General features: G+C 63.2%; 22 protein-coding genes. 15 read left to right on the top strand and 7 right to left on the bottom strand.

Annotation, left to right across the window (positions count from 1 at the left end; all coding sequences use genetic code 11):
* Positions 1–223 precede the first annotated feature (223 nt).
* The 4 genes from HX899_RS19630 to repA all read right to left on the bottom strand — a co-directional run bounded on the left by HX899_RS19630 (position 224) and on the right by repA (position 5,095).
* Complete coding sequence (locus tag HX899_RS19630) at positions 224–1,357, bottom strand: RHE_PE00001 family protein (protein ID WP_181293140.1); 1,134 nt, start codon at positions 1,355–1,357, stop codon at positions 224–226.
* A 180-nt stretch (positions 1,358–1,537) separates the two neighbouring features.
* Positions 1,538–2,752: a plasmid replication protein RepC gene (gene repC, locus HX899_RS19625; protein ID WP_181293139.1), complete on the bottom strand. Its 1,215-nt coding sequence runs from the start codon at positions 2,750–2,752 to the stop codon at positions 1,538–1,540.
* Positions 2,753–2,906: 154 nt separating this feature from the next.
* The gene (gene repB / locus HX899_RS19620; RefSeq protein WP_181293138.1) at positions 2,907–3,902 is read right to left on the bottom strand and encodes a plasmid partitioning protein RepB; all 996 of its coding nucleotides are present in this window, start codon (positions 3,900–3,902) and stop codon (positions 2,907–2,909) included.
* Entirely contained in the window at positions 3,899–5,095 is a 1,197-nt protein-coding gene (gene repA, locus HX899_RS19615) for a plasmid partitioning protein RepA (RefSeq protein ID WP_181293137.1), read from the bottom strand. Before repA ends, repB begins: the two co-directional genes overlap by 4 nt.
* 202 nt (positions 5,096–5,297) lie before the next feature.
* Here repA and cobF point away from each other — a divergent pair, with 202 nt between their 5' ends.
* From cobF to HX899_RS19590, 5 genes are all read left to right on the top strand, one after another.
* Positions 5,298–6,062, top strand: coding sequence for a precorrin-6A synthase (deacetylating) (gene cobF / locus HX899_RS19610; RefSeq protein ID WP_181293136.1), 765 nt, complete (start codon positions 5,298–5,300; stop codon positions 6,060–6,062).
* 73 nt (positions 6,063–6,135) lie between these two features.
* Positions 6,136–7,518, top strand: coding sequence for a precorrin-3B synthase (cobG, locus tag HX899_RS19605; RefSeq protein WP_181293135.1), 1,383 nt, complete (start codon positions 6,136–6,138; stop codon positions 7,516–7,518).
* A 2-nt stretch (positions 7,519–7,520) separates the two neighbouring features.
* Positions 7,521–8,153, top strand: a complete 633-nt coding sequence (locus tag HX899_RS19600) for a precorrin-8X methylmutase (protein ID WP_181293134.1) — start codon at positions 7,521–7,523, stop codon at positions 8,151–8,153.
* Positions 8,150–8,881: a precorrin-2 C(20)-methyltransferase gene (locus tag HX899_RS19595; protein WP_017957769.1), complete on the top strand. Its 732-nt coding sequence runs from the start codon at positions 8,150–8,152 to the stop codon at positions 8,879–8,881. Before HX899_RS19600 ends, HX899_RS19595 begins: the two co-directional genes overlap by 4 nt.
* Entirely contained in the window at positions 8,878–9,642 is a 765-nt protein-coding gene (locus tag HX899_RS19590; RefSeq protein WP_181293133.1) for a precorrin-3B C(17)-methyltransferase, read from the top strand. Before HX899_RS19595 ends, HX899_RS19590 begins: the two co-directional genes overlap by 4 nt.
* Here HX899_RS19590 and HX899_RS19585 read toward each other — a convergent pair.
* Positions 9,606–10,376: a cobalt-precorrin-6A reductase gene (locus HX899_RS19585; protein WP_181293132.1), complete on the bottom strand. Its 771-nt coding sequence runs from the start codon at positions 10,374–10,376 to the stop codon at positions 9,606–9,608. The two genes, HX899_RS19590 and HX899_RS19585, sit on opposite strands and share 37 nt — an antisense overlap.
* Between HX899_RS19585 and cbiE the strand changes: the two genes are divergently transcribed.
* Complete coding sequence (gene cbiE, locus HX899_RS19580) at positions 10,375–11,607, top strand: precorrin-6y C5,15-methyltransferase (decarboxylating) subunit CbiE (RefSeq protein ID WP_181293131.1); 1,233 nt, start codon at positions 10,375–10,377, stop codon at positions 11,605–11,607. The genes HX899_RS19585 and cbiE overlap by 2 nt on opposite strands.
* 4 nt (positions 11,608–11,611) lie before the next feature.
* Positions 11,612–12,370, top strand: coding sequence for a precorrin-4 C(11)-methyltransferase (cobM, locus tag HX899_RS19575; RefSeq protein ID WP_181293130.1), 759 nt, complete (start codon positions 11,612–11,614; stop codon positions 12,368–12,370).
* Positions 12,371–12,466: 96 nt separating this feature from the next.
* On the opposite strand, the gene HX899_RS19570 is transcribed toward cobM, so the two are convergent.
* Both HX899_RS19570 and HX899_RS19565 read right to left on the bottom strand, forming a co-directional pair.
* Complete coding sequence (locus tag HX899_RS19570; protein WP_181293129.1) at positions 12,467–13,279, bottom strand: TIM barrel protein; 813 nt, start codon at positions 13,277–13,279, stop codon at positions 12,467–12,469.
* Between the two features lie 161 nt (positions 13,280–13,440).
* Positions 13,441–14,469: a LacI family DNA-binding transcriptional regulator gene (locus HX899_RS19565; protein ID WP_181293128.1), complete on the bottom strand. Its 1,029-nt coding sequence runs from the start codon at positions 14,467–14,469 to the stop codon at positions 13,441–13,443.
* A 133-nt stretch (positions 14,470–14,602) separates the two neighbouring features.
* On the opposite strand from HX899_RS19565, the gene HX899_RS19560 reads away from it, so the two are divergent.
* The 8 genes from HX899_RS19560 to nadC all read left to right on the top strand — a co-directional run bounded on the left by HX899_RS19560 (position 14,603) and on the right by nadC (position 22,615).
* The gene (locus HX899_RS19560) at positions 14,603–15,691 is read left to right on the top strand and encodes a fatty acid desaturase family protein (RefSeq protein ID WP_181293127.1); all 1,089 of its coding nucleotides are present in this window, start codon (positions 14,603–14,605) and stop codon (positions 15,689–15,691) included.
* Between the two features lie 21 nt (positions 15,692–15,712).
* Positions 15,713–16,027 carry a MocE family 2Fe-2S type ferredoxin gene (locus HX899_RS19555; protein WP_138331529.1) on the top strand — a complete coding sequence of 105 codons (315 nt, stop codon included), beginning with the start codon at positions 15,713–15,715 and terminating at the stop codon, positions 16,025–16,027.
* Between the two features lie 11 nt (positions 16,028–16,038).
* Positions 16,039–17,265, top strand: coding sequence for an FAD-dependent oxidoreductase (locus HX899_RS19550; RefSeq protein WP_181293126.1), 1,227 nt, complete (start codon positions 16,039–16,041; stop codon positions 17,263–17,265).
* 26 nt (positions 17,266–17,291) lie between these two features.
* Complete coding sequence (locus HX899_RS19545; protein ID WP_180195225.1) at positions 17,292–18,107, top strand: 3-methyl-2-oxobutanoate hydroxymethyltransferase; 816 nt, start codon at positions 17,292–17,294, stop codon at positions 18,105–18,107.
* A gap of 29 nt (positions 18,108–18,136) precedes the next feature.
* Entirely contained in the window at positions 18,137–19,135 is a 999-nt protein-coding gene (locus HX899_RS19540; protein WP_181293125.1) for an NrtR DNA-binding winged helix domain-containing protein, read from the top strand.
* A 69-nt stretch (positions 19,136–19,204) separates the two neighbouring features.
* Complete coding sequence (gene nadA / locus HX899_RS19535; protein WP_181293124.1) at positions 19,205–20,176, top strand: quinolinate synthase NadA; 972 nt, start codon at positions 19,205–19,207, stop codon at positions 20,174–20,176.
* Positions 20,173–21,714: an L-aspartate oxidase gene (locus HX899_RS19530; RefSeq protein ID WP_181293123.1), complete on the top strand. Its 1,542-nt coding sequence runs from the start codon at positions 20,173–20,175 to the stop codon at positions 21,712–21,714. The genes nadA and HX899_RS19530 overlap by 4 nt, the downstream gene beginning before the upstream one ends.
* Positions 21,692–22,615 carry a carboxylating nicotinate-nucleotide diphosphorylase gene (gene nadC, locus HX899_RS19525; protein ID WP_181293122.1) on the top strand — a complete coding sequence of 308 codons (924 nt, stop codon included), beginning with the start codon at positions 21,692–21,694 and terminating at the stop codon, positions 22,613–22,615. Before HX899_RS19530 ends, nadC begins: the two co-directional genes overlap by 23 nt.
* Positions 22,616–22,619 lie beyond the last annotated feature (4 nt).

The following is a 22,619-nucleotide window of genomic DNA, read 5'->3' as shown; positions in this document are numbered from 1 at the left end:
CCCGCCCGTTTCCGTTTTTAAAGCGCATCGCGTCAAATCGGAATCATGCGACGCGCTTTGAGTCTTTGATTGATGCATGTCGTCGTCCCAAAACCGCTGCCCACTTTTGGGCGACATACATTAGAGCGCCGCGCGTCTTTGCAGACGCGCTAAGGACGCTCTATCACTTTGAATCTCCGCGTAATCCTTTCCGAAAATCGGTTCCGATTTTCGGGGTTATGCGCTAGATGATACCCCAGGCGCGATAGCGGCCGCGCCCGGTGATTTCACGAATGCCGATGTCGTTGACGAGGTTGAGCGCGCCGCGCGGCGTGATGCGCAGTTGACGGGCGATCATCGCCGCCGAGACCATTGGCCGCGACAGGATGAAATCGGCAAGTTCCGGCAGGCTGCTGTTCGAACGGCGGCCGCGAAAGCGCAGCTCCATCTGCGTGCGCGCCAAGGTCAAGCGGTCGATTTCCTTAAGGCCGGCCGCGGCACCCAGATGCATCGCCTCCAGAAAGGCTTGCAGCCGCGTGGCGCGATCGCGCGCCCGACGCCGCTCATGGCGCACCAGCTTCAGCCCGCCATAGAAAGAAAACAGATGCGAGGCGACCTTGCCGCGGGCGCGTAGATGGCTTGCGACCAGAAGACCGCCGAGCCAGTGCTGACGCCGCAACGGCTCGATCCTTTCCCAGGCTTCGAAGAGGATGACGGCGCCGAGCACCGGCGGCAAGCTATCGCCCAATGGCTGGACGCTTCGCCACTCCGCAAGCCGCTGTTCTTCGTCCCACTCGTCGTCACCGAGCAAGCCGAGAGGATCCTCGTTGCGCCTTGCCGGGGTAACGGCTACCGTCTCGCTTTCCGGCGTTTTCCCGGTATGGATGTCGAGCAGCTTTTGCGAGCGGGCAAGAAGCGCATCGATCTCCGCCATCTCGGCAGCGAGCGGCCCCTCCTCATCCTCGCCCTCTTCGTCGGTCTCGAGTGGAGCGGCGACGCTCTTTGCCTCCGGCGCTTTCCCCTCCCCTTCCCCGCCGGTCGCGGTCAGCGTCGCAAGACCCGCGACGCCGAGTGCCCAGGCGGGTTCGCCGGTCCAGATGCGCCGACGTGCCCGCAGCACGGAATGGGCGATCGTCAGTTCGTGGGTGGGAGCGCGGCTATCCATATGCGCATCATGCAAAACGAGATCCTCGACATGCACGAGTTCGCCGGCCACCCAGAGCGCGCCGGCGGCATCGAAGAAATGGCTGCGTTCGGCAAATCCCTCGCCGACCGGCGAGCGCGACACCCGCTCGTCCAGCCGCGCCACCGCATCCTCCGCCGCGGTAAGGGCTGGAAGCAGGGTTTGAAGCATCATACCGTCGATATCGTAGCGCATTGTTAAGCTTTACGGTTTTTCACAAATGGAAGCAAAACGCGTGTTTCCTTCCGCCATGTATGACATGGTTAACAGCGTATTTCAACAAACCTTGGGAAATGGAAGCCGTTAACCTGGCTGATCGACCGGCCGCATCTCCTTCTAACCGTCTGAGCTGGCGCGAAGCTTTTTCATAGCCGTTCATCCGGTTTTCCTTGCCGTCGGACCACTTGCCCGCATCAGCGCCATCAGCATCGGTCCGAGCGAGAACTCGCCGCGCTCCGCCCTCCGCGTCAGGTCTCGCAGGTAGCCGCCGGCCGAGTTGATATGTCCGCCCCTTTCCAGAATGCAGGCGATCACCGTGGCGGCGTTTTCCGGCCCCATGATATCGCAGGCCAGTTGATAGGCGCTAGGGCTGACGCCAAGAGTGGACCGGACGATGACGGCCGCGGCCATCAGGTCGCGCCAGCTGCCAATGCCGCCGCCCGGTCCGTAAGCGATGATCTCAGGGCAGGCCTGCAGCACCATGGCAAGGGAGAAGGATTTCGGCGGCTCGCGCCAATGCCGCGGTTCTTCCTCCGGCTTTGCGCCCTGCTTCGGTTCGAAGCTTGGTTCAAGTTCAGAGTTAACGTGTGGGTTTGAACTATGTATGTGCCGACCGTTTTGGTTATCATTGGCGTCTGCTTTTTCTGTTTTCGACTTCGGTTCCAGCGTCTTGACGATCAATTCCCGGAAAGCTTCGAGATCGGCCAGCAGGCTTTCCATCTCGGCGGCCGACGGGCGGCGCGGCAGGCTTGCGGAAAGCAGATTGAAATGCTTCTGCATCTCGATCCATTCGCCGGCAATTTCCTCTTCCAGCGCGATCTCGATGAGCTTGGTGATGTCACGCCGGCAAAGTGTCAGGCGCTCCCTCAGACGCTTCCATTCGAGCTTGGCGGCCATCACCTGAGCCGCCTGCGCCTCGATCTCGCGAGCGCGCACCAGGAGCGGCGCCAGGCTGAAGCCAAAGGCCTCTCCAAGCCCGCCCTCGCCGTTGCGCCGGGCAAAACGTTTCCCGTTCGGGCTATCCCGGCGGATGATCAGGCCGGCTTCCACCAGCATCGCCAGGTTCCGCCGCAACGTCGTGCCGGCCATGCCGTGCGTGCGCAGTGACAGCTGCTCGTTCGACGGAAAGACGACGAAGCCGTTGGCCTCGGCAATCTCGTTCTTCGGGTAGAAGGTCAACAGCGCGTTGAGAACAGCCAGGGCGCGGTCAGATACGCCGACCATGTCCTTTGCTTCGCAGAGCGCGCGAAAAATCTTCCACTTGTCGACCGATGCGTCCGGATCGACCTTGCTGACGCTTTGCTGACTTGCCAGCATGCCAAGCGTCATCGACCGCCGCCCAAAGGGCGTCGATACATATTGAGGCTCCATGTCCCTCACCTTTTCTCAAGGCAAAAGAAACCTACCACCCAAAAGGATGCCGAAGACGCTTGACAGTGATTCGAGGAAGTGCGATTCTCAGATTGTCCAGATATGAGAAAGGCTTCCGCGGCGGCAACGTTCGGAGGCTTTTTTCTTTTGCGGCTTATTCTCCTGCTTGCAACTTGCCGGCCCGATAGGCTTCGTAAAGCTCATCGAGACGGCGTGAGATGTAAGCGCCGAAGTCCGGCGCGTCGCCGGTCTTCAACGCGATCGTGAAGGAATTGCCGGCGCTCTTGATTCGGCCGGCGATCTTGCCGCCGCTCTTCGGCTTCCAGTCAAATTCCGTGGTCTCGGGCTTTGCCTCTTTCCTGGCGAGCTCGGCGACCAAAAGCTCGAAACGGCGGTCGCTCTCCTCCGCCATGAAACTTCCCGAGGCAATGAGCTTGGCAAGTCGGGCGGCCGTCATCCCATTCCAGTCCTGGGCAAGCGCCATCCAACGGCGCCGCCCGATACCGGGCGCAGCTCCGACCGACCTGACGATTTCGGCGGGGATGGCTTTTGCGACGGATATCAGCTTCGATAGCTCCGTCTTGTCCGTCGACAGCGCTTTCATGATGACCGGGCGCTCAAAACCCTTGAGCTCGAGATTAAGGGCAAAGACCGCGCGCTCGATATAAGAAAGGTTGCGGCGCGCCGAATTCTCGATACCCTGCGCGATGACGACATCGGTATCGTCGAGCTTACGGACGATCGCCTGCACCTTGAGGCCGAGCAGCTTGACCGCCTGCAGGCGGCGATGGCCGTAGGCGATCTGGTAGCGGTCCTCATCATTGGGATGGCGGCGAACGAGGATCGGCACTTCCTGGCCGTTCTCGGCGATCGACCGCACCAACTCGTCTTCCATATCGAGGGGCTGGTCGGCAAGGCGGTCGCGGACGAAGGAGGAATCGATCAGATCAGGATCGAGTTCGACGATGCGTTCACCGGAGAGCAAGGCCTCCTGCATCGCCCTACTCTCTTCTTCCATGCGGCCAAGGGTCAACGCCATCGTCCGAACCGGCCCGGTCGATCCGCGCGAAGATGGTTCCTCGTAGTTGGCCGTGGCCAACTCCTGCGCCGTATCGTCGAAAAGACCCTTCAGGCGATCGCGTCTGCTCATGTGCGGCCCCACGCTTTGTGAATACCGGCGAGAACCTCGCCGTTGGCGGCATTGACCGATTCCAGCGCCCGGTCATAGGTCGAGCGGCGCACCTGCCCCTTCTCGATCTCGTAGAGCGTCTGCTTGGTCAGGCCGACATCGGCGATCGCCGTCGATTTGAGAATGGTCGCCGTCAACACATCATCACTGAAGAGGCTGCGCAGCAGCGCGACGATCTGCGACTGCGGCGCATCGAAAGGTTCGTGACGCGTGACGACATACTTGATGAAGTCATGCTGCAGATCGCCGCCGGCCTTTCGCACAACGGAAAGCAGATCCGACGTCATCAGCAGGAACTGCGACATCGAAGCGACGTCGACCATTTGCGGATGGATCGTGATGAGCAGCGATGTCGCTGCGCAGACGGCGCCAAGCGTGAGGTAACCGAGCTGCGGCGGGCAGTCGATCACCACGATGTCGTAATCGGCCTCGACCTCGGCAATGGCGATGCCGACGCGACGGAAGAATAGCTCGCCAGGTCGCTGTCGGTCGTTCAGTGCCCGTGGCGTCTCATGCTCGAACTCCATCAGCTCGAGATTGCCCGGCACCAGATCCAGCCCGTCGAAATAGGTCTTGCGAACGATTTCCTTCAGTGGCTTGCGGCCCTCATCATAGCGAATTGCGCCATAGAGTGTGTCGCCCTCGGAAAGGTCGAATTCGGGCTGAACGCCGAGCATGGAGGAGAGCGAAGCCTGCGGATCGAGATCGATGGCAAGCACCCGGTAACCCGCCAGCGCCAGGTACTGCGCCAGATAGAGCGTCGTCGTGGTCTTGGCCGAACCGCCCTTGAAATTGGTGACCGCAACCGTCTGGAGCTTTTCGCCAGGGCGACGCCACGGCTGATAGGAAAGCGCGTCCTTCGGCTTGAGCTTGGCCATAAACTGGCGCAATTCGTTGATCTGGCCGAGCGTGTAGGAACGCCGGCCATTCTGGGCAAGATCCGGCTGAGGTCCCTTGCCATCCAGTGAAAGCTGGCGAAGATAGCCGTCCGAGACGCCGATCATCTGGGCGGCCTCGCCGGAGGAGAATGTTCGTAGCGTCTTTTGCGAGAGCGGCGGGAACAGCTTGTCGCGGAGGAGCTTCAGTTGCCGCGAAAGCTGGTTCGCATGCCGCTCGATCCGTACATCTGTCGTCGATACGCTAATGTTGTCCAAAACACCCAATCCTTTTCGATGCGCTTTTCTGTCAACATAGCGTCAAAAAGCGTATCGAAAGTGACACGATTCGGGATTTGCAGCAACAACAGGGCTTTGATGCCACTTACAGGCCGGGTTGGCCGCGGCCAACTCCCGTTCAGCCCTTGCGACGACCAGGCTTTTTCGGCAAGACCGCCGAGACTCAACGGGGAGTATCCGCTTGAAGCATATCAATATCATCGGCATCGGCACGGGCAACCCGGAGCACCTGACCATACAGGCGATCAACGCGATGAACGCGGCCGACGTGGTCTTCCTGCCGGTCAAGGGCGCCGGCAAGGGAGAGCTCGCCGAAATCCGGCGGGATATCTGCGAACGTTATATCACACGACCGGCCGGCAGAATTTCAGAGTTCGCGGTGCCGCAGAGGCAGAAGGCAGACAAGACCTATGCGCAGAGCGTCGACGCCTGGCACGGCGAGATCGCCCGCATCTATGGAGAGCTGATCTCCGGTCTCCCGGACGATGGCAGCGGCGCCTTTCTCGTCTGGGGCGATCCCAGTCTCTACGACAGCACGATCCGCATCATCGAACGCGTGCGCCGGGAAGGCAGCGTGGCTTTCGATTACAGCGTCATTCCCGGCATCACCAGCATCCAGGCGCTGGCGGCCAGCCACAGAATCCCGGTCAACCTCGTCGGCAAACCGATCGAGATCACCACAGGGCGCAGGCTGGCGCAGGACGGGCTTCTGGCCGACAGCACCATCGTCATGCTCGACGGCGAACAGGCTTTTGCGAAGATCGACGATCCCGACGCCGAGATCTTCTGGGGCGCCTATCTCGGTACCAAGGACGAGATCGTCAGATCAGGACGACTTGGCGACACCGCCACCGACATTCTGACGCTCAGGGCCGAAGCCAGGCAGCGGCACGGCTGGATCATGGACATCTATCTCTTGCGTAAGGGACGGGATTTCGACGAATAGCCACCCCGAAGCCTTTCCAGCATGCTTTGCCGGCCCGGTTGCGATCATGTAAGAAGTGGCCAGAGGATCGAGAATGAGCATTGAGGCCGCAAAGGCGAGCGACAGGACAGGCGAGGCGGATCTGCACGATCGCCCGGCGGCGGAGATCCGTAGGCGCGGCGCCTGCCCCGCCCTTGCCGCGCCCATGCCGACCGGCGACGGTTTGCTGGTACGGCTGCGGCCGGCCGGCGGCGCGTTGACGCCGTCGCAATTTGCAAGCCTTGCCCACTCAGCCGCAGCCCATGGCAACGGCATTCTGGAAATCACCGCCCGCGGCAATCTGCAGATCCGCGGGCTGCGCCCCGAGACCGTCGGACAGCTCGCTGCCGATGTCGATGCCGCCGGGATCACCGTTCCGGACGGGCCGGCGATCGAGATATCGCCGCTGCACGGCATCGACCCGGAAGAAATATGCGATCCGGCCGCAATGGAAATGGCCTTGCGCAGCACGCTCCGCGATCAGCTTGCCTCACCGCGCCTCGCGCCAAAACTCTCGCTCGTCGTCGACGGCGGCGGAGCCTTCGGCTTGTCAGCACTGTCCGCCGATATCCGTATCGTCGCTCAATCCCCCGCAGATTGGCTTGTCGCGATCAATGGCGACGGTGAAACCTCAACGCCGATCGCGATCGGTCTCGCGGGGTCGGCGATATCGGCCGTCGGCGAAATTTTGAGCCTGTTGGCGAACCTCGGGCAGGGCAGGCGGGCAAGGGATATCGACCCGGCGCTTCTGCGGACACGTTTTCCCGCATTGGATGGCATTCAGTTCATTCCGTCCCGCGCGGCAGCGATGCCGCTTGCCGGCTCGCACAGGCTTGACGACAGCAAAACCATACTCGGCGTCAGGCCGGAATTCGGGCAGATGAGAGCCTCCGATCTGATCGCTTTGCTTGACCTGGCAACGGACCGCGGCGCAACAGCCATCCGGCTTGCGCCCGGTCGCGGTTTCTTCCTCATCGGGCTTTCCGCCGATACCGTGCCGGCTATGCAGATCGACGCAGCCAGACATGGCTTCGCCGCGCAACCTGGCGAGAACAGCGAGCATATCGCCGCCTGCGCCGGCGCTGGCGCCTGCGGCTCGGCCTTCTACGAGACACGAACCCTGGCGCGTCACCTCATTGCCGTAGCACCTGCCCTTTTTGACGGTTCGCTGACGCTGCATCTGTCCGGCTGTCCCAAGGGCTGCGCTTACGCTCGGCCGGCGCTGACCCTGACGGGCTCGGCGGAAGGTTATGGCCTCATCCTCAAGGGGCTTGCAGCGGATCTGCCGGACGAACGGATCGCTGGCGGTCGGATCGATTTCGCTATAGAGAGGCTCGCCCGGGCCATCGAAGACAACAAAGACGCTGGCGAATCGACCGCCGCCTGCCTTACACGGCTTGGCGCAACCGGCGTTTCGAAGGCGCTGCGACAGGAATAGGAATGCCAGACTACGATTATATCCGCAGCGGCGATGCGATCTACGAGCGTTCCTTTGCGATCATCCGTGCCGAGGCCGATCTTTCGCGCTTCACCGAAGATCAAGCCGAAATCGCCGTGCGCATGATCCATGCCTGCGGGCTGGTCGAGGCGGCGGCGCATTTCCTGTTCTCGGCCGATTTCGTCAGCGCGGCACGCGATGCGCTGAAAGGCGGCGCGCCGATCTTCTGCGACGCGGAAATGGTATCCCAGGGCGTCACTCGGGCGCGGCTGCCGGCGCTGAACGAGGTGATCTGCACATTGCGCGATCCCGCGACACCCGAGCTTGCACGCGAGACCGGCAATACGCGCTCGGCCGCCGCCATGCATCTCTGGCTCGATCGGCTCGGCGGCAGCGTTGTCGCGATCGGCAATGCACCGACCGCCCTCTTCCATCTGCTCGAACTCCTGCGCGACGGCGCCCCGAAACCCGCGGCGATCCTCGGCATGCCTGTGGGCTTCGTCGGCGCCGCCGAATCAAAGGATGCGCTGGCGGAAAATTCCTACGGCGTACCCTTTGCGATCGTCCGCGGCCGGCTCGGCGGCAGCGCCATGACGGCAGCCGCCATCAATGCACTGGCGAGGCCAGGCCTATGACCACAAGCGGTCGTCTTATCGGCGTCGGCACGGGTCCCGGCGATCCCGAGCTCCTGACCCTCAAGGCCGTGCGCGCCATCGAAGGCGCTGATGTCATCGCCTATTTCGCCAAGCAGGGCAGGGGCGGCAACGGCAAGGCGATCGTCGAGCCGCTGCTGAAATCCGGGGTGACGCTGCTGCCGCTCTATTATCCTGTGACGACCGAAATCGACAAGAACGACGAACGCTATCAGAGGCTGATCACCCAATTCTACGATCTGTCTGCCAAAGCTGTTGCCGGGCATCTCGATGCCGGGCTGACTGTCGCCGTTCTCAGCGAAGGTGATCCGCTCTTCTACGGCTCCTATATGCACCTGCATGTCAGGCTTTCCCAACGCTACCCGACGGAAGTGATCCCGGGCATCAGCGCCATGTCGGGCTGCTGGTCGCTGGCGGGCATGCCGATCGTCCAGGGCGACGACGTGCTTACCGTACTGCCCGGTACGATGGCCGAGACCGAGCTGACGCGGCGTCTTGCCGATACGCAAGCCGCGGTCATCATGAAGGTCGGCCGCAACCTGCCGAAGATCCGCCGGGCACTGGCGGCCGCCGGCCGGCTTGCGGAAGCCGTCTATGTCGAGCGCGGCACCATGGCGAATGCGGCGATGGAAAAGCTTGCCGACAGGACCGACGGCGATGCGCCATATTTTTCGCTCGTGCTGGTGCCGGGCTGGGAGGGCAGCCGATGAGCGGCAGGCTTTTCGTGATCGGCACCGGTCCCGGCAACCCCGAGCAGATGACGCCGGAAGCGCTGGCCGCTGTCTATGCGGCGACGGATTTCTTCGGCTACGGACCTTATCTCGACAGGCTGCAGCTCCGCCACGATCAGTTGCGGCATGCCTCGGACAATCGCGAGGAGCTCGATAGGGCAGGGGCAGCCCTCGCCATGGCAGCCGATGGCGCCACGGTCTGCGTCGTCTCCGGCGGCGACCCCGGCGTCTTCGCCATGGCGGCGGCCGTCTGCGAAGCGATCGAGAACGGGCCGGCCGCATGGCGCGCCGTCGATCTCACCATCCTGCCCGGCATCACGGCGATGCTGGCCGTGGCGGCAAGAGCAGGTGCTCCGCTTGGCCACGATTTCTGCGCCATATCGCTGTCTGACAATCTAAAGCCTTGGAATATAATAGAAAATCGTCTTGTATTGGCGGCAAAGGCAGGTTTTGTCATCGCGCTTTATAATCCGATCAGCCGGGCGCGGCCCTGGCAGCTCGGCGAAGCCTTCAAGCTGTTGCGTGACCATCTGCCTGCAGCAACACCGGTTATTTTCGGGCGGGCAGCCGGGCGGCCGGACGAACGTATCGCCGTCCAGCAGCTGTCGCAGGCAGATGCGTCGATTGCCGATATGGCAACCTGCATCATCATCGGCTCGGCCGAGACACGCATCGTCACGCGCCCAGGCAGACTGGACCTGGTCTATACGCCACGTTTCATGGCGGGAGGAAACAGGTGATCGATCGCCGCCAGCGCCGCCTCGACAGTGTCGACCGCCTTGACCATCGAGGCCGGCGCGCGCGCTACCATCATCACCTCGATACCGAGCAGGCGGGCTGCCTCGATCTTCGCATAGGTGGCCGCACCGCCGCTATTCTTGGCGACGATGACGTCAATGTGGTGCTGCCGCAGCAGATCGCATTCACCGTCCAGCGTGAACGGACCACGCTCGAGGATGTACTCGACATTATCAAGCACAAGCGGCGGTTCGACGGGATCGACGCTGCGAACGAGGTAGTGATGCTGCGGTGCGGCTTGCGCATGATGGGCACCCTGCCGGCCCGTCGCCAGGAAGACATGGCGGGGGGAGGGGCCGAGCGCTTCGATGGCAGCCGGAATGCTCCGCACGTCCCGCCAGCGATCGCCGGCCATGCGATGCCATTCGGGACGGCGCAGAGCGATCGCGGCGATGCCGGTGGTCTCGGCCGCGAAAGCGGCATTGGCCGAAATGCGCTCGGCGAAGGGATGCGTGGCGTCGATCAACAGACGATATCCGCCGGCCTTGAGGAAATCGGCAAGTGCGGCAGCGCCGCCGAAACCACCGATGCGAACTGGAACAGGCTGCGCGGCCGGTTTCTCGGTGCGACCGGCAAGCGACAGCAGAACATCGCAATCATCACGCGCCGCCAGCGCCTCGGCCAGCAGCCGCGCCTCGCTGGTGCCGCCGAGGATCAAGATGCGGGGTCTTCCCATGTCTGATGTCGCTCCTGCGTCCGGCCAGCGCTGGCTGACTATTATCGGCATCGGCGAAGATGGTCCAGAAGGGTTGGGCGAAGAGGCGAAGAGGCTGATCGCGACCGCACCCGCCGTCTTCGGCGGCGTGCGGCACCACGTGCTTGCTGCCTCGCTGATCACAGGCGAAAAGCTTTCCTGGCAGAGCCCGTTCGAGCGCTCGATCGAGGCCGTCGTGAAAAGGCGCGGCACGCCTGTTGTCGTGCTCGCCTCCGGCGATCCCTTCCTCTATGGCGTCGGCGCGACACTCTCCCGCCATGTGGCGCCAGAAGAGATGCGCACCATCCCCGCACCCTCGGCCTTCAGCCTTGCCGCCTCCCGCCTTGGCTGGCCGCTGCAGGACGTTGCGACGATCTCGCTGCATGGAAGGCCGATCGATCTGATCCGGCCTCATCTGCACCCCGGACGGCGCGTCCTAGCGTTGACCTCGGACGAGAAGGGGCCTGGCGATCTGGCTGCGCTGCTGACTGCTGCTGGCTTCGGTCAGTCGCGACTTACAGTGCTTGAGGCGCTTGGCGGCGTTCGGGAACGGCAGAGAAGCGGTACGGCGACGGATTTCGACCTCCTGGACATCGATCCCCTGAATGTCTGCGCCGTCGATATTGCGGCAGAGGAGGGGGCTCGCATCCTGGCGTTTGCCGCCGGGCTCGAGGACGAACTGTTCGAGCACGATGGACAGATCACCAAACGTGAAATCCGGGCGATGACGCTTTCGGCACTCGCGCCGCGTCATGGCGAACTGCTCTGGGATATCGGCGCGGGATCGGGATCGATCGGCATCGAATGGATGCTCGCCGATCCCAGCCTGAAGGCGATCGCCGTCGAACAGTCGCCGGAACGGGCCGCGCGTGTCGCCCGCAACGCGGCCGCCTTCGGGGTGCCGAATCTTGCCGTCGTTGAGGGTACGGCGCCCAATGCACTGAAGGGCCTGCCGGAGCCGGATGTGATCTTCCTCGGCGGTGGCGGCAGCGAACCGGGTGTTGTCGATGCTGCGATTGCCGCGCTGAAGCGGGGAGGGCGGCTCGTTGCCAACGCTGTGACGCTGGAAATGGAAGCGGTGCTGCTCGGTGAACATACCAAACGCGGCGGCTTCCTCACGCGGATCGAAATATCGCGCGCCCAGCCCGTCGGCGGCATGACCGGCTGGCGGCCGGCCATGCCGGTAACGCAGTGGCGCTGGACGAAAGGATGACGAGATGACGGTGCATTTCATCGGCGCGGGGCCAGGTGCTGCGGATCTGATCACGGTGCGCGGCCGCGCTCTCATTGCCCGATGCCCGGTCTGCCTTTATGCCGGCTCGATCGTCTCGCCCGAGCTGCTGCAATATTGTCCGGCGGGTGCGCGCATCGTCGACACGGCGCCGATGTCGCTCGATGAGATCGAGGCGGAATATCTTCGCGCCGCTGCGGCGGGCCAAGATGTCGCCCGGTTGCATTCCGGCGATCTCTCGGTCTGGAGTGCGGTCGCCGAGCAGGTGCGCCGGCTCCAAAAACACGGCATCGACTATACGATGACGCCAGGCGTTCCGGCCTTTGCCGCCGCAGCCTCGACGCTCGGGCGTGAACTGACGATCCCGGCTGTGGCCCAAAGCCTGGTGCTGACCCGCGTTTCCGGCCGCGCGTCACCGATGCCCAACGACGAGACACTGGCGAAGTTCGGCGCAACGGGCGCCACGCTGGCGATCCATCTGGCAATCCACGCGCTGAAGCAAGTCGTTGAGGAATTGACGCCGCTTTACGGCGTCGACTGCCCGGTCGCAATCGTCGTCAAGGCCTCCTGGCCGGACGAGCGCATCCTGCGCGGCACGCTTGCCGATATCGAAGCAAAGGTTGCCGCCGAACCGATCGAACGCACGGCGATCATCTTCGTCGGACCTTCGCTGGCGACCGAGGATTTTCGCGAGAGCTCACTCTATGATCCGGCCTACCAACGCCGGTTCAGAGGCAGGGAATAAGTCAGGCGACTGGCCGCGCCAGCGCGGCCAGTCGTGACAATCGTCCCCCGCGCAGTTCCGACACCAATGGCGGCATCAGGCGACGTTCGCGAGGTCTCAAACCCGCGCGCTGAGATAATCCATGCTGGCGCGAAGCGCACCGGCCGGGTCCTTGACCGCATGAACCTCCGCTGCAAAGGGTTCAAAGGAGAACGGACCCTTATAGCCCGCCTGCAGCAGCACCCTGATCTGCCCGGCATTATCGAGTCGGTCCTCGCCGTCCACGAGCACGCGATGGGAATCGCGCATATCGGCCACGGAAACGGAAGGATCGCTGACGCCGGAGATGTGCACTAGGCCGGCCAGCTCAGGGAAGGTCGCCGCTTCGCCGGCAAGGTGATGATGGAAGGTGTCGTGGACAAGCCTGAAGGTCGATTCCGCGCCGAGCTCCCTGATTACCTCGGCCGCCTCGGTCTTCGAGCGCAGCGAGCAGATCTCGAAACCGAGCGGCTCGACGAGACCGATAATGCCGGCTTTCTCCAGCATCGGCTTCAATGCAACCAGAGACTGACGCAGATTGGCCTGCCGTTCGCCATCGGCGCAGCCGGTGCCGTCATTCTTCGGAACGAGGACGAGCGCCTTGGCGCCCGACGCGCCGGCATAATCGATCAGTTCCTGCGCTTCGGTGGCCCGGGTCGCGTTCCACTCGTTGAAGCGCTGCAGGGCGTTGATCGAGATGATCGTCAGACCATGGCGGGCAGCCGCTTGCCGGATCGTTTCTGGTTTGGTGCCGTCGAGGATGGCATTGCCCGAAAGGTCGTTGCGGATCTCGACGGCATCGATGCCGAGCGATCTGGCCAGCGCGAAAAAATCATCGATGGCAAGCGACGGTGCGGCCATATGGTTGAGCGCAAAACGGATCGAAGTCATGATCGGTATCTCCTCCTGATCTCCGCATCAGGGCGGAGCAGTCCTCGTGAATGGGTCAGCGAATCTCTATCGGAATTCGCGTCGCAATCCATCCGTCATCGCCGGCGCCGGCTTTCATTGCTGAGAGAATTTCGTACGGATTGATGGAATTCCATCAGTGCTTAGATGTTCTCCGAAATATGGATATCGAAAGGCAGGAAGAGCTGCCCGGGAACAGCCGTTTCGCCGTTTTCGATGGCGCCCGTCATCAGCACCATCAGCTCCTTACAGAGAGCGGGCAGGGGGGTGCCGATCGCCATGGCGACGATATCGTCGGCAAGACCGGCTTTGCTGTCGGGCGTCAGCTCGTTGACCACGAGGACGATCTTGCCGCCGACGCCTTCTTCGCGGAACGCCGAGATCGCCCCCTCCATGCCGCCGCCGCAGACATAGAGGCCGACGAGATCGGGATATTTCTGCAGCAGCGTCAACGTCGCCTCATGAGTGATTTCGGCTGTCTCGAGATTGATCAGTGTGTCGACGACATCGAACTCAGGCGCATTCTCGCGAAAATAGGAGCGGAAGCCGATTTCTCTGAGCTCATGGCCGTGAAAGCGGTGGCTGCCGACGAAACAGGCGACCTTACCGGGCTTGTGTGCCGTGCGCGCAATCGTCCAGGCGGCGGTGCGCCCGACCTTGCGGTTGTTGACGCCGACATAGGCGTCGCGCACGCCCGTTGCGAGGTCGGAAAGCAGCGAGAACACCGGAATGCCGCGCTCCTTCAACTCCTCGACCGCCGTCGTCACCGCCGGATAATCCGGGCCAACGAGAGCAACGGCCTGGTTGCGGGCGCCGAGCGTCTTGATCTTTTCGACGATGGCAGCCGGTGTCGCGGCTGACGGAAAGTCGATCTGCGTCTGGATGCGCGCGGACGTCAGCGCCCGCGCTGCGGTTTCGATCTCACGCACGAAGCTCTGATAGAAGGGCTGCATCGGCTTCTGCAGCAGGAAGGCGAGCTTGTATTGCGGCAGATCCTCGAAGACGCGCTGCTTGATCAGGCCGACAGCGTGATAGCCGATCGACTGCGCCGCATCATAGACCCGTCGCGCTGTTTCCTCGCGCACCCGGTGGCGCGCGTTGAGAACGCGGTCGACGGTGGCGACGCTGACGCCGGAGGCGCGGGCAAGATCGGATATGGTGGGACGGCGCATCGGCGTTCCTGATGGATTCAATCATGAATGCAAGCCATTCATGATGGCTTTTGATAGATTATATCAAGCCTGCATTGAGCGCTTTCCAAAGTCAACCTATTCTCCCAGGCAAAGGCATAACGGGAGGCGGATAATGGCGACCCAGACGAAGAAACGTGACTACGACCTCCTCGGCGAAAGCGGCCGCACCGCCGTCGAGACGGGGCTGGCGGCAGCCGAATGGTATCACACCGACATTCCCCGTAAGGAGATGAAGGCGCTGATGCAACGCTCCGATGCGCCGGCGATCCGCGACACGATCATCTGGCTCGGCGCCATGGCAATTTTTGCCGGGCTCGGCATCTATTTCTGGGGCTCGTGGGTCGCGCTGCCCTTCTTCCTCGCCTATGGCGTGCTCTACGGCTCGGCCACCGACAGCCGCTGGCACGAATGCGGTCACGGCACCGCCTTCAAGACGCGCTGGATGAACGATGTCGTCTATCAGATCGCCTGCTTCATGATCATGCGCAATCCGGTGACCTGGCGCTGGAGCCATGCGCGCCATCACACCGATACGGTGATCGTCGGCCGCGATCCCGAGATAGCCGTCATGCGGCCGCCCGATCTCTTCCGGCTGGTGCTTAATTTTTTCGGCATCCTCGACGCCTGGCATGCGATCATCGACATGCTGCGCAATGCCTTCGGCGGCGTCAGCACGGCGGAAAAGACCTTCATCCCGGAGATGGAGCAGCCAAAGGCCATCCGCATCGCCCGTATCTGGCTGGCGATCTATGTCGCGACGATCGCAACTGCAATCGCCATGGGCTCGATCCTGCCGCTGATGCTGATCGGCCTGCCGCGCCTTTACGGCGCCTGGCACCATGTGCTGACCGGACTGCTGCAGCATGGCGGTCTTGCCGACAATGTGACCGACCATCGGCTGAACAGCCGCACGGTCTATATGAACCCCATCAGCCGCTTCATCTACTGGAACATGAACTACCACGTCGAACATCACATGTTTCCGATGGTGCCCTACCACGCGCTGCCCAGGCTGCACGCGATGATCAAGCACGACTTGCCGGCGCCGAACCCGTCGATCTGGTCCGGCTATCGCGAGATGATCCCGGCCTTCCTGCGCCAGTTGCGCAACGAGGATTATTTCCTGAAGCGCGAACTGCCGGCCACCGCGCGGCCCTATCGTGAGGAATTCCACAACGAGCTGGCCCCGGCCGCGCAATAAAGACAATCGAGGGAGGACAAGATGAGCGGAAATTGGATCCAGGTCTGCGAAAAGGACGAGATCGACGAGGAGGATGTCATCCGCTTCGACCATGACGGGCGCACCTTCGCGGTCTATCGCAGCCCGGACGACGAATTCTTCGCGACCGACGGGCTCTGCACGCATGAACATATCCATCTCGCCGACGGGCTTGTCATGGATGAGATCATCGAATGTCCGAAGCATAACGGCCGCTTCAACTACAAAACGGGCGAAGCCAAGGGCGCACCGGTCTGCGTCAATCTCAAGACCTATCCGGTCAAGATCGAAGACGGCGCCGTCTTCATCTCGCTCTGAGGGAGGTTGGCGTGGTTCATTTCGTCATCCTGGGCGCCGGCGAATGCGGTGCGCGCGCCGCCTTCGCCTTGCGGGAAAAGGGCTTTGCCGGCGAGATAACACTGGTTGGCGCCGAGCCGCTTCCACCCTATGAACGGCCGCCGCTTTCGAAGGCCGGCTCCACCGATGCAAGCGATCCGAAATACATCGCCGCGGCGGAAAAATATATCGAAAACGGCATCCGCCTGCTGACCGGCATCGAGGCAAGGGATGTCGATCCCGCATCCAGGACCGTCACGCTTTCGGACGGTACCGTGCTTTCCTACGACAAGCTTCTGCTTGCGACGGGCGCCGCCGCGCGGTCGTTCCCCGGCGCACCGGAAGGCAGCCTGCATATTCGTTCGCTCAGGACGCATCACGATGCGGCGGCATTGCGCGATGCGATGAAGCCGGGGCGGCATATCGCCATCATCGGTGGCGGGTTTATCGGGCTGGAACTTGCGGCAACGGCGCGGCTGCTTGGCGCCGAGGTCACCGTCATCGAGGGGCTGGAACGCGTGCTGAAGCGTGGGGTACCGGAGGAGATCGCCCATCTGCTCACCGAGCGCCATCGTGCCGAGGGCGTGGATATCCGCTGCGGCGTCTCCATCGAGGCGCTGACTGCGGAAAACGGCAAAGCCCTGATTAGATTGTCGACCGGCGAGGTGATCGAGGCCGATCTCGTCCTTGTCGGCATCGGTGCACGGCCGAATGTCGAGATCGCCGAAAGGGCAGGCCTCGCAATCGACAACGGCATTGTCGTCGACACGTATCTCCAGACCTCCGCACCTGATGTCTTTGCGGCCGGCGATTGCTGCTCCTTTCCGCTGTCGATCTATGGCGGCCGGCGGGTGCGGCTCGAATCCTGGCGCAATGCCCAGGAGCAGGGCACATTGGCCGCGGCCAACATGCTCGGCCTCAACGAAGCCGTTTCGGCGGTGCCGTGGTTCTGGTCGGATCAATACGACATGACGCTGCAGATATCGGGCCTCGCCGAGGGGGCTGCCACGCATCAGCGCCGCGAACTCGGCGCAGGCGCCTTCATTCTCTTCCATCTCGATGCCGACGGACGATTGATCGCCGCAAGCGGCATCGGGCCGGGCAATGCGGTGGCCCGCGACATCAGGCTCGCCGAAATGCTGATCGCAGCGCGCGCCCATCCCAACCCGGCAGCACTCGCAGCCAGCGACATCAAGCTGAAATCCCTGCTGGCCGCCTGAGCCGCCCGATATTTTCAAAGGAATTGATGATGAAGAAACATAGACGCGCAACCGTCGCCGATCTGCTTTCGGAAAAAGGCAAACGCCAGCTCACCATGCTGCGCGTTACCTCACTGGAGGAAGCGGACGCCGCCGAAAAGGCAGGGATCGACATCGTCTCCGTGCCGCCCTCGCTGCTCGGGCCGGTCTTTCGCGAGGCAGCCCCCACGCCCTTTGCCATTCCGGGGCTCGAATATGGCGATCATGTCTCGGCCGAGGACTATCTTCGTGCGGCCTTCGCGGCGCTGAAGGCGGGCGGCGACGCGGTCTATTGCGCCGCAAGCCTGCAGACGATCCGGCGCATGCGGGACGAGGGTATTCCGGTCTGTGGCCATCTCGGACTGATCCCTTCGAAGGCGACCTGGACCGGCGGCTTTCGCGCCGTCGGCAAGACGGCGGCGAGTGCGGCCGAAATCTGGCGGCAGACCAAGGCGCTGGAAGAGGCAGGCGCCTTCGCCGCCGAAATCGAGGTCGTCCCAGGGGATGTCGCTGCCGCCATCAGCAGCAACACCTCGATGCTGATGATCTCCATGGGCGCGGGCAGCGGCTGCGACGCCCAATATCTCTTCGCCGACGACGTGCTCGGCGCCAATCGCGACCACACTCCGCGCCACGCCAAGGTCTATCGCGACTTTGCCGCCGAACACGACCGGCTGCAGCGCGAGCGCATCGCCGCCTTCACGGAATTTGCGAAGGATGTCAGGACCGGCGCCTATCCGGAAAAGCGCCATCTCGTCGGTATCGACGACGCGGAACTGGAAATCTTCCTGCAGCGGCTGAAAAGCGACACGGGCAATAACTGAGGGCAAACGCGTTCTATTGCCTCGATGATGTGGGAAGCGCCGCAAAGGCGCTTCACCTCCATTGGCTTCCGTCCCGGCCTGTGTCAGGAATTATCCGTTCGATTCATTCGGAACGGAGTATTCGGTCCCCTGTGACGATCGGCTTTGCGCATGCGGAATTGATTGCGGTGCTCGTCGCGGTGACGGGGGACGAGCCGCGCGTGATGACCATCCGTTCCGGCAACGCGCTGCCGTCAGGCCCTTTCGAAATGGGGCATCGCACCCTGCAATCTGGCCTGCGCGAATGGGTGCAGGAGCAGACGGAACATCCCGTCGGTTATCTCGAACAGCTCTATACCTTCGCCGACCGCGACCGGAACAACGACATCCCAGGCGGGCGGACGATCTCGATCAGCTATCTTGGCCTCGTCAACGAGCAGTCGGGCGCCGGCCGGCCGGGATGGCACGGTTGGTACGAATATTTCCCCTGGGAAGACCGCCGGCAGGGCCGGCCAGCCGTGCTTGACGAGATCATGGCGCGCCTGAGGAGCTGGGCCGATGCCGATACGGCAAGACGCGACCATCGCCATCGCCGGGCGGATTTCACCTTCGGCCTCGATGGTGGCGGCTGGAACGAGGATCTGGCCCTGCAGCGCTATGAACTGCTCTACGAGGCGGGGCTCGTCTCGGAAGCCGGATGCGGGGCGGAAGCCAATCTCGGCCGGGCAATGTTTGCCGATCACCGCCGTATTCTCGCAACCGGAATCGCCCGGCTGCGCGCCAAGATCAAATACCGCCCCGTCGTCTTCGAGCTGATGCCGGAGAGCTTCACGCTGCTGAGGCTCCAGCGCACCATCGAAGCCTTGGCGGGGCTGACGCTGCACAAGCAGAATTTCCGCCGCCTCATCGAACAGCAGGAACTGGTCGAGGAAACCGGCGGAACTGAAAGCGAAACCGGCGGCCGGCCGGCCAAGCTCTTCCGCTTTCGCCATACCGTTCTCGAAGAGCGGGCGCTGGCAGGAACGAAATTACCGCTCTCCCGCAATTGACATATGCTCACGGTGAGAATATCTCTTTGCCTATGATATGCTCAAAGCGAGCATAATTAGGAGCCGGTCATGAATTACCCTGTTTCCGCATCCTCTCTCTACGAGCGCGTCAGCCGTGTCATTCCCAAAGCCGAATGGATGACGTTCGAAAATGACGTCGACGCGATCCTCGAACTGAAGCGCCGCCGCAACGCCGTCATTCTCGCGCACAACTATCAGACACCAGAGATCTTCCACGGGGTGGCCGATATCGTCGGCGACAGCCTGGCGCTCGCCCGGAAGGCGATCGAGGTCGACGCCGATGTCATCGTGCTTGCCGGCGTGCATTTCATGGCCGAGACAGCCAAGCTGCTGAACCCCGCGAAAACAGTGTTGATCCCGGATCTCGGCGCCGGCTGTTCGCTGGCGGATTCGATCACGCCCGAGGATATCGCCCTGCTGCGCCAGGCCCATCCCGGCGTGCCCATCGTCACCTATGTCAATACCTCGGCCGCGGTGAAGGCTGCTTCCGATATCTGCTGCACCTCGGGTAATGCCAAGCAAGTGGTGGAATCCCTCGGTGTGCCGAAGGTGCTGATGATCCCGGACGAATATCTGGCGCGCAATGTCGCCCGCGAGACTGATGTCGAGATCATTGCCTGGCACGGCCATTGCGAGGTGCATGAACTCTTCACCGCCGAGGACGTGCGCCAGCTGCGCGAAAACCATCCCGGCGTAACCGTGCTCGCCCATCCCGAATGCCCGCCCGAAGTGGTGGCCGAAGCCGATTTCGCCGGCTCCACCGCTGTCATGTCGGATTATGTCGGCAGGCAGAAGCCGGCGCGCGTCGTGCTGCTCACCGAATGCTCGATGAGCGACAATGTCGCCGTGCACCATCCCGATGTCGAGTTCATTCGCCCCTGCAATCTCTGCCCGCATATGAAGCGCATCACGCTGGCCAATATCCGCGCCGCCCTTGAGGAAAATCGCCACGAGGTCATCGTCGATCCTGCGATCGCCGTGGCCGCGCGCCGCGCCGTCGAAAGGATGCTGGCGATATGACCGAGCTTCTCGACCATCTTGCCGGACGCACGGTGATCGTCGGCAGCGGGCTTGCGGGATTGATGACCGCGCTGACACTGGCGCCTGAACCTTCCGTGATCGTCACCCGCGCGGCCCTTGGCGCGGAGACGTCGAGCGCCTGGGCGCAGGGCGGCATCGCCGCCAGCATGGGCGCCGACGATAGCGCGGCACTGCATCTTGCCGATACGCTTGCCGCTGGCGACGGGCTCTGCGATCCGGCCATTGCCGCCGACATCATCGCCGAGGCACCGGCGGCGATCGCCGCGCTGGAGCAAGCCGGCGTTCGTTTCGATCGGAATGCCGCGGGCGAACTCTCGCTCGGGCTAGAGGCGGCCCATAATCGCCGCCGCATCGTCCATGCCGAAGGCGATGGTTCGGGTGCGGCGATCATCGCCGCGCTGATCGAGGCGGTGATGGAAACGCCGGCTATATCAGTGCTCGAAGGCTTCGAGGCGCGGCGGATTCTGATGGATGGCGAACAGGTCACCGGCCTGCTCTGCGCGACCGCAAAAGGCGCCGCCATTCTGCCGACTTCAAGGGTAGTGTTCGCCACCGGCGGCATTGGCGGGCTTTACGACGCGACCACCAATCCGATGGGCAATTTCGGCCAGGGGATCGCGCTCGCGGCAAGAGCCGGTGCTGCGCTCGCCGATATGGAATTCGTCCAGTTCCATCCGACCGCACTCGATTCACGCCGCCGTCCGCTGGCGCTGGTCAGCGAGGCGGTACGCGGCGAGGGGGCTTTGCTCGTCAACGAACGAGGCGAACGGTTTATGGCCCGCATATCCGACGCCGAGCTTGCCCCGCGCGACGTGGTTGCGCGGGCGATCAGCGCCGAAATTGCCCGTGGCGGACGAGTCTTTCTCGATGCCCGCGCTGCTCTCGGCAGCCGCTTTGCCGCTCGCTTTCCTGTCATTTCCGCCCTTTGCGGCGAGGCCGGCATCGATCCGGCCAAAGACCTCATTCCGGTGCGCCCGGCCGTTCACTATCACATGGGCGGCGTGGCCACGGATGCAAATGGCCGCAGCTCGGTTCCCGGTCTCTGGGTCGCCGGTGAGGCGGCCTCGACCGGCCTGCACGGCGCAAACCGGCTTGCAAGCAATTCGCTGCTGGAGGCGGCGGTGATGGGCATGCGGGCAGCGCGCGACATATCAGACGTGCCAGCAAGTGCCGCCGGCACGATCTTCCCCGAGAAACTGCCGGCGTCGGGCGATGCATCGCTCGTCCGGCCGATCGTTTCGCGCCATCTCGGCGTGCTGCGCAATGCCGGCGCCATTCATGGCGCGATCGCCGCCCTGCTGCCGCTTGCCGAAGGCAACGGCCCTGCCGCCGATCCGGCCATCGTTGCGCTACTGATTGCCGTCTTTGCCAGCCTGCGGATGGAATCGCGCGGCGCCCATGCCCGCACCGATTTTCCGCTGAAGCTCGCCAACACCAACCGTCGCCAGATGCGCCTTTCCGACGTTCTGGAGATCGCCCGCGCGACACCGCCCTATGCCCTTGCAAGGAGTGCCTGAGATGAGCCTCGTTCCCCTTCCGCGCCTGATCGTCGAACCCTTGGTGCGGGCTGCCCTGCTCGAAGATCTGGGTCTTGCCGGTGACATCACCTCGGCCTCCGTCATCCCTCGCGATCACCGTTCGACGGTGGTGATGGCGGCCCGTCAGCCGGGTGTGATCGCCGGTCTCGATGCCGCCGAACTCGCTTTCGCTCTCGTCGATCCAGAGATCGTCATGCGCCGCCATCTCCAGGACGGCGACGCGGTCAAACCCGGCGACGTGATCGCCACCATCGAAGGCCCGTCGCGTGGCTTGCTGAGTGCCGAGCGTACCGCCCTGAATTTCCTCGGTCACCTCTCTGGCATCGCCACGGTAACGGCAGGGATCGCCGCCGCCATCCGCGGCACCAAGGCCTCAGTTGCCTGCACGCGCAAGACGACGCCGGGGCTGCGGGCGCTGGAGAAATATGCGGTGCGGGCCGGTGGCGGTATGAATCACCGCTTCGCGCTTTATGACGCGGTGCTGATCAAGGATAATCACGTCGCCATCGCCGGTGGGGTCGCTGAAGCGATCCGCCGGGCGCGGGCTGGCGTCGGCCACATGGTGAAGATCGAGGTCGAAGTGGACAGCCTCGATCAGCTGCGTGAAGCGATGGAGACCGGCGTCGATGCCGTTCTGCTCGACAACATGACGCCCAATCAGCTGCGCGACGCCGTCGCCATCGTCGCCGGCCGGGCCATCACCGAAGCGTCCGGTCGCGTGACGCCGATAACGGCCGCGGCAATCGCGGCTTCCGGTGTCGATCTCATTTCCGTCGGCTGGCTGACGCACAGTGCGCCGGTGCTGGATATCGGGCTCGATTTCGTCGAGGCCGCGGCCGCAACGGAGGTTAGCCCGAGACGGATTGCGCAGGCGCTGTAATCCC

Origin of the sequence: Rhizobium sp. WYCCWR 11146 (genome assembly GCF_013591995.1) — a bacterium.
Classification (GTDB): Bacteria; Pseudomonadota; Alphaproteobacteria; order Rhizobiales; family Rhizobiaceae; genus Rhizobium; species Rhizobium indicum.
This window is presented reverse-complemented; position numbering and strand designations above follow the sequence as displayed.

Coding starts and splice junctions, on each gene's coding strand:
- HX899_RS19630 (WP_181293140.1), bottom strand. CDS start 1,357: ATGCGCTACGATATCGACGGTATGATGCTTCAAACCCTGCTTCCAGCC.
- repC (WP_181293139.1), bottom strand. CDS start 2,752: ATGGAGCCTCAATATGTATCGACGCCCTTTGGGCGGCGGTCGATGACG.
- repB (WP_181293138.1), bottom strand. CDS start 3,902: ATGAGCAGACGCGATCGCCTGAAGGGTCTTTTCGACGATACGGCGCAG.
- cobG (WP_181293135.1), top strand. CDS start 6,136: ATGAGCATTGAGGCCGCAAAGGCGAGCGACAGGACAGGCGAGGCGGAT.
- HX899_RS19600 (WP_181293134.1), top strand. CDS start 7,521: ATGCCAGACTACGATTATATCCGCAGCGGCGATGCGATCTACGAGCGT.
- HX899_RS19595 (WP_017957769.1), top strand. CDS start 8,150: ATGACCACAAGCGGTCGTCTTATCGGCGTCGGCACGGGTCCCGGCGAT.
- HX899_RS19590 (WP_181293133.1), top strand. CDS start 8,878: ATGAGCGGCAGGCTTTTCGTGATCGGCACCGGTCCCGGCAACCCCGAG.
- cbiE (WP_181293131.1), top strand. CDS start 10,375: ATGTCTGATGTCGCTCCTGCGTCCGGCCAGCGCTGGCTGACTATTATC.
- HX899_RS19585 (WP_181293132.1), bottom strand. CDS start 10,376: ATGGGAAGACCCCGCATCTTGATCCTCGGCGGCACCAGCGAGGCGCGG.
- cobM (WP_181293130.1), top strand. CDS start 11,612: ATGACGGTGCATTTCATCGGCGCGGGGCCAGGTGCTGCGGATCTGATC.
- HX899_RS19570 (WP_181293129.1), bottom strand. CDS start 13,279: ATGACTTCGATCCGTTTTGCGCTCAACCATATGGCCGCACCGTCGCTT.
- HX899_RS19565 (WP_181293128.1), bottom strand. CDS start 14,469: ATGCGCCGTCCCACCATATCCGATCTTGCCCGCGCCTCCGGCGTCAGC.
- HX899_RS19560 (WP_181293127.1), top strand. CDS start 14,603: ATGGCGACCCAGACGAAGAAACGTGACTACGACCTCCTCGGCGAAAGC.
- HX899_RS19555 (WP_138331529.1), top strand. CDS start 15,713: ATGAGCGGAAATTGGATCCAGGTCTGCGAAAAGGACGAGATCGACGAG.
- HX899_RS19545 (WP_180195225.1), top strand. CDS start 17,292: ATGATGAAGAAACATAGACGCGCAACCGTCGCCGATCTGCTTTCGGAA.
- nadA (WP_181293124.1), top strand. CDS start 19,205: ATGAATTACCCTGTTTCCGCATCCTCTCTCTACGAGCGCGTCAGCCGT.
- HX899_RS19530 (WP_181293123.1), top strand. CDS start 20,173: ATGACCGAGCTTCTCGACCATCTTGCCGGACGCACGGTGATCGTCGGC.
- nadC (WP_181293122.1), top strand. CDS start 21,692: ATGCCCTTGCAAGGAGTGCCTGAGATGAGCCTCGTTCCCCTTCCGCGC.